Below are 10,177 nucleotides of genomic sequence, written 5' to 3' on the forward strand. Positions count from 1 at the left end.
TTTGACTCTAGCGCGGGGATAAACTTCCTTAATATCAATGCCTTTTTCCTGAAAAAGCCGTAAAACCGCCGGTTCTACCAATTCTTCCACAAATCGACCCCAGCGAGTGGTGAGACTATCTACCGCTTTGCTGGTTCGTTCAACCGTCCGTTTCAGTTCTGCCATGGAGCGATCGCTTTCTAGTTTAGATTCGGCTAGGAGGCTCTCTATTTCGACTCTATGGCGATCATATTCCGCCTTGGATTGGGCAACCAGGCGATCATATTCCGCCTTGGATTCGGCAGCCCGGCGATCATATTCCTCAGCCCGGCGATCATATTCCTCGGCGGAAGTGCGGAATAGCTGGTAAATATCCGCAAGAGTTACCGGTTCACTCATAGACTTGCCTCTAAAATACCCCTGATCATTTTAGCGATTCCGTCGAAAAGCTGGACAAGAGCCAGAGAGCAAAACGGCAAGAAATATTAAGAATTATTTAAAAGACTTGACAACTGTGGGGTTTAGGGTGGTTTTTTTTCTGGAATTTACCTAAAATGTCGGATGAATACCCCTGCAAGCGTGGTGTTTGATTGATGCCAATTCTAGCAGATAGCATCAATGCGCTTTGACCAAGGCAGTCCTAGCATCGATAACCACAGCACTCAACTTCCGCAAGAATGCTAATATAAAAAAGCTATTGGCTAATTTTTTCCTATTTTAACTTGCAATATGCTCCCGTCTAATCTCGATCGCATCGTCGAACGCCTCAAACGTCGTACCGATCCTAAGCAAAAATACGAACAATTACTAGCTTTTGCTAAAAAACTAGAACCAATACCAGAATCTGCCAAAATCCCCACTAATAAAGTCCACGGCTGTGTATCCCAAGTTTATATCACTGCCGACATCGAAAATGGCCAAGTTTGGTATAAAGGCGATTCCGACGCACAATTAGTCAAAGGTTTAGTTGCTTTGTTAATCGAGGGGTTAAATGGACTGACTCCCTCGGAAATCCTGCAAGTCACCCCAGATTTTATCGAAGAAACCGGTTTAAAAGTCAGTCTTACCCCTTCCCGCGCCAACGGATTTTATAATATTTTCCAATTAATGCAGAAAAAAGCTCTCGGTTTTCAGTTGGGAATGTCCGCTTAGATGTCTAGTTTTCTGGTTCCGGTTCCTTTGATTCGGGAATCTCGCAGTTTTGGAAACGAGTATCCACCAGCGAACGGGTACAACCCCAATTACTCGGTATTCCCGACGGCCAACCCATCCGCAAAGCTTCCGGACAGATGGCCATCACCGTTAACTGACAGTCAATTAACTGAAAACCCTCTTTCTCACACTGTTTGAGACTGTGTTTGAGAATGGAATCATTGTTAAATTCGATGGTTTTATTACACTGAATACAGACCAAATGATGATGGTGGTGGGGATAGGGTTGATTGAGTTCGTAGTGTTTATGACCCTCGGCCAATTCCAACTCCCGCAAAATTCCCATCCGCGACATCAGTTTAACACTGCGGTAAATTGTCGATAAACTAATTCCTTCCCCCCTTTTGTCCAGCAATTCCTGCAATTCTTCGGCGCTGAGATGATTGCCTTTCGGTAAATTCTGGAAAACGTGCAGAATTTTCTCTCGCTGGGGAGTTAAGCGCCACCCCCGCGCGTTGAGTTCCGCTTTCAGGGAGGAAGCAGTGTAGGCAGACATAAGCGATCAACTCTCAATAAAAGCTATTTAATTGACAATGATAGTCGTTTCGGCGAGCCATTGGCAACAATTTTCAGTAGTTGAAAATTCCCCCCGCATTCGAGTATGAAAAATTACTATGAAATCCTGCAAATTCCCCGTAATGCCAGTAATAATCAGATAAAAGCCGCTTTTCGTCGTCTGGCCCGGCAATATCACCCCGATTATAATCCCAATGATCCAGAAGCAGTGACAAAATTTCGGGAAATTGAACAAGCTTATCGGGTTTTGAGCGATAAAGACAAAAGAAAAGAGTATGATCGCAGTTTATCCCCAGAAATACCCACTTTTAACCCCAGTGCCGAGGATTTTTATCAACAGGGATGGCACTACGCTCAAGAGAAAAATTATCAACTAGCGATCGCATTTTACCAGCAAGCGATCGCAATTAATCCGCAATTTTGGCAGGCCTATCTGCAACGGGCGGAAGTTTACTACCATAATCAGCAGGATCGGCAAGTTTTAAGCGATTGTCGGCAAGTTTTGCAGTTAAAACCCGATTGTTCCCAAGCTTACTATTACCTCGGTTTATCCCGTCAACGACTCGGTTACACCCAATCCTCCCTAGAAGCTTATGGCAAAGCAATCGCCATTGACCCCAATAACCCCCAATTCTATTATCACAGAGGATTAGCTCTAGAGGAACTCTCGGAACTGCCAGCAGCACGAAAAGATTTTCAAATAGCAGCCAAGAAATTTAAGCAACAGGGAAATTTTCGCCGCTATCATGCCATTGCCAATAAGTTAAGAGATGCTCATAAAAGTTATCGACAACCGCAATCAATCAAGTGGTCAAAAACTCTTTTTATTGTTTTTAATTTGCTGAAAATATCTGGCTCATCTTTGCTCAAACCCAAGACCGGTCTAGCAGAGTCTTTTTTAAAGCTTAACCGTAATCAGGCTTTGGCTACGGGTGCATTAGCAGCAATCATCAGCAGTTTTTTTATCGCTTTTACTTGGCAAAACTGGACAGTTAAATCTGAGTTTTTGCTGTTATTAGGCTGGGCAGTATTTCCTTTTATTATTCTGACTTTATCTAGTTGGTTTGGCAGAAAATTAAGTAATAAATATGGTAGTTTTACTGGCGATATATTTTTAGCTGGCCTAATAGTTTTGCCCTTTTCCCTCGTCATTTTGCTCACTTCCTATTTGTCCATCAATGGCGATATTATTGGCGCAATTATCGGTGTAACGGGCGGTTATCTAACCGGAATGCTCTACTATGGTTATCGCCATTTATCCAATATTTCTTCGCCGATCTCTTTACTTTTACTCCCTTTTGTGCTAGGTTTTCTTACGGTTAATATCTGGGGAGTTTATTATTATCTCTAAATCTTCCGGAGTATTACAGTTAAATAAAATCTCGGAATTATCGATAATTAATTCCTCCACCACAGCGACATTTAACCATTTTTGAAAAGAAGTTCCCCCTTGCTGAATATAAGTCTGCAAAGATGCTAAACAACGACGATGATAAAAAGCACAGAGAGGTTCCCAACGATTCCCGCACCGGGGAACCAAAGCCACGGCATTTTCTGGTACAGTGGCTAATAATCTTGACCATTCTTGAATAATTGGAGGCGTTAGTAAAGGTAAATCGCAAGGGAGTAATAAAACCCAATCGGTTGATACAAAAGTTAATGCCAAGGCAAAGGCCAATAAAGGCCCCCTAGTGGGAAGCGGTTCCTTAATTATCCGGCAGTATTGGGGAATGATCAGTTCATAACGTTCTGGCCAAGGCGTAATTACATACACTTGTACTGCACAATCTTGGGCAATTAAACAGATATTCTCTAGAAAAGAGAGACCCTGAAAAGATAACAAAGCTTTATCTCGTCCCATACGGGAACTTTGACCACCAGCCAGAATTAACGCCGTTAAAGCCGGAAAATCACTCATAATAACTTATATTCTCCTCTGCCTAAGTAGGGTTTGCTGAAAAAGTTTGTTGGTGGAGTCAGGAGTCAGTTATCAGTTATCAGTTATCAGTTATCAGTTATCAGTTCACTGAGAAAACTCCCCACACCCCACACCCCACACCCCACTTCCCCATCTGCTTAACTGCGTTTCCAAGTATTCCAAGCGACTTTCAAACCGATCAAGAGGCGACGGCTGCCACGATCGAACTTGCTGAGACCGGCTTTAGCACTACCGAGACTGCGATCGACTCCTTGGACAACTTGGCGGGTACTTTTGACCCCTTCATCGATATTTTCGGTTAATTCGCTGATTTCCGCCCCTGTTAGGCGAATTGCTTCTAGAGTCGGGGGAAATTCCCGATGGAGGGTATCGAATAATTTTTCGGCACTGCGGGCTGCCCGGGCTAACTCTTGCAGGGCAGGTAAAGCGGCGATGAAAACCGCCGTTAAACTAACGGCGACTAGCAGTAAAGAACATCCTAGCCAGAAAATAGGTTCGGTCATTTAGTAGTGATTCGAGTGTTGATTATCGCCTTGGGGGGATTCTTGCGAGTCGGGGGAGGGATTGTCCGTGGCTAGACTTTGACTAGCTTCGATTCCAGCTGTCACCGCCTCTTTTAATCTCATTAAAGTATCATCCCAATTACGCCGGGCCGATTCCGATAGGCGATCGGCCTGTAATTGCATCGTCGTGGTCAGATCTTCGGCTAATTCAGGCAAAGCCCGGGCGGATTTTTGCAGAATTCGACGGGTTTCTTTTCCAGATCTCGGCGCTACTAATAAACCCGCCACTGCCCCGATCGCACTGCCCACTAAAACCCCGACGACGAATAAGCCACCGTTACCGTTATTTTTATCTGCCATAGGATTGCCCCTGTACTTAATTCCCAATTTTACGAGCAATTACACTGCTCTTGTGCAGTTTCTTCGGCAAAAATTTTGACCTGTTGCTCTTGGCAAGCAAAAACAGACCTAGAAGGGATAACTTGAGAAAAAACTAGCGATCGGGCAAAACCTGATTTTATGGCTGACTTTGAGCCAATAAGGGAGTGAAAAAGAAGAACCTCTGGGAGTCTTGCCGTGTTTCGACCCCAAAGGTTCCTCTTATACTGAACTTATACTCCTCACACAATATTTATATTACACACAATCCGCTGCTTTTGTCAAGAGGTTTACGAAATTTTTTCCACAGACCTCTGGCCAAATTAATTTTCTAGGGCCGGTAGGCGCTCTTGTCAGGGACAGTTAAGTAGGGGTTGCGGCAAAAAGTTTTTCCTGGGGGCAGGTGGGGTGTGGGGTTTTATCGATTTTCAGGACAAAAGTAAAGTTAACTGTGGGGTAAGGAGAACGTAGGTTGGGTTGAAGCATGAAACCCAACGCCCGCATGGGTTACGCTACCGCTAACCCATCCTACAAATAATTGTACCTCCCTACTTATCAGACTAAATCCTGTTTAAAAGCTATGGCAGAGTGGGGAGAGGGAAGTAGGGGGTGGTATCAACTATTGCCTTCAAGCCATGTTTTTAAATCTCGTTCTGGTTTGGCCACATTGAATAAATGTAAACCAAAATCCTCTGAAATATCTTGACAAATTTTCACTCCTCTGATGCTGTTGCCTTTTTCATCTAAAAGGGGCGAAAAAGTGCCAATTCCCAACTTATGGGGGACTACTGCCGTAATTCCGCCACCGACACCGCTTTTTGCTGGTAATCCTACCCGATAAGTCCATTCTCCCGAAGCGTCGTACATTCCACAGGTAAGCATAACACTGATCACATCTTGAACGTAGTGTTCATCGATCGCCCGTATTCCTGTGATTGGGTTGACACCCCCATTAGCCAAGGTAGCAGCCATCAGAGCTAAATCATGAGCATGGACGAGAATGGCGCATTGTTGACAGTAAAGATCGAGGGTTTCTTCAATTTTATCGCTGACCATGCCAAAATTTAGCATCAGATAAGCCATGGCCCGATTGCGATTGCCGGTGGATTTTTCCGAGAGAAAAACGGGGACATTAATCTCGTGGTCCCTACCCGTATAGCGTTTAAACATTTCTAAAATACGTTTTAGCCTTTCGGTGGCATTCTGTCCGGTGATTAAATCCGTGGTAGCGATCGCACCAGCATTAACCATAGGATTATAGGGACGATTGGTTTTTTCATCGAGCATAATCGAGTTAAAAGCTTCTCCCGTGGGTTCAACACCGACTTTACTATTAACGTATTCCCGTCCGTGATCTTCTAGAGCTAATCCAAAGACAAAAGCTTTAGAAATCGATTGTACTGTAAAGGTTTGCTGACAGTCTCCCACCTCAAAAATCTGACCGTCAGTGGTAATTACCGAAATACCAAACCATTGTGGAGCTGCTAGGGCTAATTCCGGAATATAATCGGCGATCTTACCCGTCTGTAAATCAGAGTATTTTTCGTGAAGATAGTTAAGATAGTTGCGAAAAGGATAGACCAACTTTTGACCAGAATTGACCGGACTAATAAAATCTTTTGGGGAAGCCATAGAGGAGTATAGCAGTTATCTTAATAATGAGTGACAAAGTTGTGGTTTTGGCTAGTCAGTGGCTGGTATTGAGGAGACGATGCCCAATGAAGTTATAATTAGATTAACTGCCGTAATTTTGCTTGTAAAGTCTTTTTGCCGAATTTAGTTACAGTTTGTTGACGCAACCATTGCGGGTGACAACGTTGATCCTGACCTGGCAAAATTTCTAAACAAGCTTGAGCCACCTTTTCGGCATCTCGATAGGGAACGCGCCACCCCACCAAACCATCCTGCAGCGGCTCTGCTGAACCGTCCTCATCTCCAGAAATCACGGGAATACCACAGGCCATGGCCTCTAGGTAAACAATCCCGAATCCTTCCCGGGAGGGCATAACGTAAGCATCGGCTAAACGATAATGGTCGGCTAATTCCTCTGTGGGGACAAAACCCGCGAAAATTACCTGTTTATCCACTCCTAACTGCTTGGTTAAAGCTTCTAACCTGGGGCGATCGTCCCCTCGTCCGATGACTAGATATTTTACTTCGGGATAAGTCTCTAGAATTGTCGGCAGGGCCCGAATGGTAACATCTACCCCTTTATGGATATCCCCCGACCACAACCGGGCCACTGTTAATAAAACTTTGGCATTTTCTATATCATATTTTTTGATTAATGTCAAGGACTTTTCGCCTAAATTAAACTTTTCCTCATCCACCACACAGGGGAGAATTGCTACTTTTTTGGGATCAATAGCGTTAGCCTCACACATAAGATCGCGAGTGTAACGGCTAATTGTCCAGATCGATGCGGCCGCTTGCAGGGCCTGTTTTTGCGAATTTGCTAAAGGTTCCCAGACTTCATTGCCGTAGGTGAGGACGGTGTAGGGTATGCCTAAAACTTGACAGTAAAGACGGGTGAGGGGGGCTAAATTTATATGACCACAAAAAACCCGTTGGGGACGTTTCATGAGGAGAGAAACCAGAAACTTAAGGGCTAATTGAATGCGTCCGAGAGTTGCTGAGTTATTTTTCAGGTAATGAAAGGTAATACCTTGATTTTTGAAAGGATTAGGACAATCAGGGGCATCCCGCAGTAAAAAAACCTCGGCCGCCTCGCAATCGGGCAAAGTGAGATAAGCTGGCAGAACATCCTTGATATAGGATTGAATACCGCCTTCTTGGGCAAAAATCTCTAAAAATAGGAAGATATGAGGCATCATAGAACGTCAGTGTCAAAAAGGTTTAGGTTGGGCGAAAAAATTTTCCCTGATCTCTTATCTGTACTATCGCACTTTCTTGATCTATCTCGATCGTCCCCCAAGTAATACATCCTAACCGCTAACAGTCCGAAAAAGAACAATCTAGTCGATCTTCTCCCGTTTAACTGCCAGAATAAGGGGAATTTCGATGCTGATAGCTAAAATAACTGATATTAGTCAGTTTAGCTGATGATGCTGCCAGGGCGATAGATAGGAAGTGAAGGACGGGGAAATAGTCAGAATTTTCCCGGATGCCAAAGATAAAGCCATTTCTTTGTCCCTGGTGTTATCGAGGAATCTTCCTCTTTTAACGCTAGATATTTTCAGGAATTACTAGAGACAAAAAAAATTAAAGTTCCTCAACTGCGCTGACAAAGGTTACAAATACACCCGGAACGGTTAAGCTTATTTTAATCTCTGTAATTGCTTTTATGGCTCATTTGACTTCTGAAAGACTCAATTTAACCACAAAAATCGCCTATGGTGCGGGGGATTTGGGACCGGCTATCACTGCCAATATCTCGGTATTTTACCTGCTATTTTTCCTGACTGATGTGGCAGGATTATCGGCAGGATTAGCTGGTAGTGTGCTGATGGTGGTGAGAATTTTCGACGCTATTAACGATCCGATCATCGGTATGTGGAGCGATCGAACCCGTACTATCTGGGGTCGTCGCTTACCATGGATGTTATTGGGGTCGATTCCTTTTGGAATTAGCTATTTTTTACTGTGGTTAATCCCGACTAATAACCAATTATGGTTATTTTTATATTATATTTTTATCGGCATTATCTTTAATTTAACCTATACGGTAGTCAATCTTCCCTACCAGGCACTCACCCCTGAATTAACCCATGATTATAACGAGAGAACCCGCTTAAATAGTTTTCGTTTTGCCTTTTCTATCGGGGGCAGCATTCTCTCATTAATTCTCTATATTCTCGTCTCATCGTCCTATGCCAACGATCTCCATCAAGCTTTTTTATTGTTAGGTGTAGTTTGTGCTTTAATGTCGATTATAGCAGTTATTTGGTGCGCTTTGGTTTTGCAAGAACGAGGAGCAAAAGCTATTCTCAATTCTCCCCAGAAAAAAGTTTTGGCAATTGCTTTTATAGTTATCGGTGCGCTTGCCTTGGTCTATGGACTAGGAAAAATTGGGGTGAATCCCAGAGACTTTATCGCTATTTCCACAATCTTATTAGGAATACAAGGGATAGTTTCGGGGTTAACCCTTTACTATGGCAAAACTGAAAATCATCTCAAGGATAGCGCGGCAATTAAACAAAGAGAAGCGGCTAATAATACCGAAACTATTCCCCTGAAAGAACAATTAAAAATAGTTTTTGGTAATCGTCCCTTTTTATACGTTATTGGCATCTATCTTTGTGCTTGGTTAGGAGTACAGTTAACCGCCTCGATTTTGGTTTACTACGTCGTCAGCTACATGAGACTATCGGAAGCAGAATCGGGTTTAGTCGCTTTGGCAGTACAGGGAACAGCTTTAGTGATGTTATTTTTCTGGCAAGCAGTTAGTCAGAAATTAGACAAAAAGATAGTCTATTTTTTAGGGATGACATTCTGGATTATTGCCCAAATTGGTTTATTTTTGCTCCAACCAGGAGAAATAACTTTAATGTATGCTTTGGCAGTTTTGGCAGGATTTGGCGTATCTGTGGCCTATTTAATTCCTTGGTCAATGGTTCCCGATGTGATTGAATTAGATGAATTAGAAACAGGAAAACGTCGAGAAGGTATTTTTTATGCTTTCATGGTACTTCTGCAAAAAATTGGTTTAGCTTTGGGGTTATTTCTTGTCGGTATTGCCTTAGAAACATCAGGGTTTAAACCGAGAATCCCAGGAGAAGCAATTCCCCTGCAGCCAGATAGTGCTTTAATAGCAATTCGCCTAGCAATTGCTCCTTTACCAGCATTTTTTCTGCTCATTAGCTTAATTCTTGCCTATTTTTATCCAATTAGTCGCCAAGTTCACGCCGAAATTTTAGACCAATTAGCAACAAGAAGACAAGAGGAAAAGTAAACATCAGTTTTTTGAGAAACACTGTCAGTTAAACCCCGTAATAATTTTTCTTCTTCAGGTTCCAATCGTTTTGTAAATTATCAAGACAAAGTTATAAGTGGTCGGACAAAAGTAAAGTTAACCGTGGGAGTCAGGAGTCAGTAACCGGTCGTCGGTCGTCGCTCGTCAGCAAGAATTGCCAGAATTACATTTCTTAAGACAGACGACAGAATTTATGTCCGACTGCTTACTATTAGGGGTCGAGAAGGTCGTCACCGACCTCCCCTCCCATTCAGAACCGTGCATGAGACTTTCACCTCACACGGCTCCTAGTTTGACTGTTCCCTTGTTAAGGATACCGCTTGACTTCTTTTGGTTGCCATCTTGGCTTCCATCTGATGCCGATTTATCATCGTGACAGTGGCGGTGTAGCAATTGAAGGTTCTTGTATTCGTCCTTTCCGCCTAAGCTGATAGGGTGAATGTGGTCAACTTCAATTAAATCCGATGGGGTAAAATACTGTCCGCATCGGCTACATTTGCCTTGTTGCTTCTTAAGTAGTTTAGCTACTCTTGTAGGTGTGTCGATTGCTTGTCCTCGTCTGGTCGCCCAGTAAGTCGGGAGCATCTCACCTTTGCAATAAGTAGAAATGCTTAATGAGATCAATAAAAAAGTTAAAAAAGGCAACCATTTAGATAAGCACAGCGATGACGAAGGACTTGCGGTACATTACCAGATTCCCAACTTGCACCAGTAATT

The 10,177-nt window shown here is 43.2% G+C and carries 11 protein-coding genes and 1 pseudogene; 4 read left to right on the forward strand and 8 right to left on the reverse strand.

The window, feature by feature from the left end; translation table 11 throughout:
• Nucleotides 1-378, reverse strand: a 378-nt coding sequence (locus O9324_RS03785) for a DUF3782 domain-containing protein (RefSeq protein WP_288139515.1), incomplete at its 3' end; no start/stop codon positions are given.
• A gap of 330 nt (nucleotides 379-708) precedes the next feature.
• Here O9324_RS03785 and O9324_RS03790 point away from each other — a divergent pair.
• On the forward strand, nucleotides 709-1,131 hold the full coding sequence (locus O9324_RS03790; protein WP_002766044.1) for a SufE family protein: 423 nt from the start codon (nucleotides 709-711) through the stop codon (nucleotides 1,129-1,131).
• A gap of 4 nt (nucleotides 1,132-1,135) precedes the next feature.
• Here the strand turns inward: O9324_RS03790 and O9324_RS03795 are convergent, their stop codons facing one another.
• Nucleotides 1,136-1,687 (reverse strand): ferric uptake regulation protein, encoded by a 552-nt coding sequence (locus tag O9324_RS03795; protein ID WP_002737956.1) that lies wholly within the window; start codon nucleotides 1,685-1,687, stop codon nucleotides 1,136-1,138.
• A 105-nt stretch (nucleotides 1,688-1,792) separates the two neighbouring features.
• Here O9324_RS03795 and O9324_RS03800 point away from each other — a divergent pair, with 105 nt between their 5' ends.
• Nucleotides 1,793-3,058, forward strand: a complete 1,266-nt coding sequence (locus O9324_RS03800; protein ID WP_287630267.1) for a DnaJ domain-containing protein — start codon at nucleotides 1,793-1,795, stop codon at nucleotides 3,056-3,058.
• Here O9324_RS03800 and O9324_RS03805 read toward each other — a convergent pair.
• On the reverse strand, nucleotides 3,011-3,625 hold the full coding sequence (locus O9324_RS03805) for a molybdenum cofactor guanylyltransferase (RefSeq protein ID WP_288139516.1): 615 nt from the start codon (nucleotides 3,623-3,625) through the stop codon (nucleotides 3,011-3,013). The two genes, O9324_RS03800 and O9324_RS03805, sit on opposite strands and share 48 nt — an antisense overlap.
• 33 nt (nucleotides 3,626-3,658) lie before the next feature.
• On the opposite strand from O9324_RS03805, the gene O9324_RS03810 reads away from it, so the two are divergent.
• Complete coding sequence (locus O9324_RS03810) at nucleotides 3,659-3,787, forward strand: hypothetical protein (protein WP_288139517.1); 129 nt, start codon at nucleotides 3,659-3,661, stop codon at nucleotides 3,785-3,787.
• On the opposite strand, the gene O9324_RS03815 is transcribed toward O9324_RS03810, so the two are convergent.
• The 4 genes from O9324_RS03815 to O9324_RS03830 all read right to left on the reverse strand — a co-directional run bounded on the left by O9324_RS03815 (nucleotide 3,784) and on the right by O9324_RS03830 (nucleotide 7,361).
• Nucleotides 3,784-4,149 carry a DUF948 domain-containing protein gene (locus O9324_RS03815; RefSeq protein ID WP_193961841.1) on the reverse strand — a complete coding sequence of 122 codons (366 nt, stop codon included), beginning with the start codon at nucleotides 4,147-4,149 and terminating at the stop codon, nucleotides 3,784-3,786. The genes O9324_RS03810 and O9324_RS03815 overlap by 4 nt on opposite strands.
• A complete protein-coding gene (locus O9324_RS03820; RefSeq protein ID WP_002761233.1) occupies nucleotides 4,150-4,509 on the reverse strand; it encodes a YtxH domain-containing protein in 360 nt (119 codons plus the stop codon).
• Between the two features lie 633 nt (nucleotides 4,510-5,142).
• Nucleotides 5,143-6,159, reverse strand: coding sequence for a glutaminase A (gene glsA / locus O9324_RS03825; protein WP_287630269.1), 1,017 nt, complete (start codon nucleotides 6,157-6,159; stop codon nucleotides 5,143-5,145).
• A gap of 98 nt (nucleotides 6,160-6,257) precedes the next feature.
• Nucleotides 6,258-7,361, reverse strand: a complete 1,104-nt coding sequence (locus O9324_RS03830; RefSeq protein ID WP_288139518.1) for a glycosyltransferase family 4 protein — start codon at nucleotides 7,359-7,361, stop codon at nucleotides 6,258-6,260.
• 470 nt (nucleotides 7,362-7,831) lie between these two features.
• Between O9324_RS03830 and O9324_RS03835 the strand changes: the two genes are divergently transcribed.
• Nucleotides 7,832-9,439: an MFS transporter gene (locus O9324_RS03835; protein ID WP_288139519.1), complete on the forward strand. Its 1,608-nt coding sequence runs from the start codon at nucleotides 7,832-7,834 to the stop codon at nucleotides 9,437-9,439.
• A 308-nt stretch (nucleotides 9,440-9,747) separates the two neighbouring features.
• Here O9324_RS03835 and O9324_RS03840 read toward each other — a convergent pair.
• A pseudogene (locus O9324_RS03840) lies at nucleotides 9,748-10,036 on the reverse strand (HNH endonuclease); the annotation flags it as partial.
• Nucleotides 10,037-10,177: the final 141 nt, after the last annotated feature.

This window comes from Microcystis sp. LE19-84.1B, from assembly GCF_027531875.1.
In the GTDB taxonomy this organism is placed as follows: domain Bacteria; phylum Cyanobacteriota; class Cyanobacteriia; order Cyanobacteriales; family Microcystaceae; genus Microcystis; species Microcystis panniformis.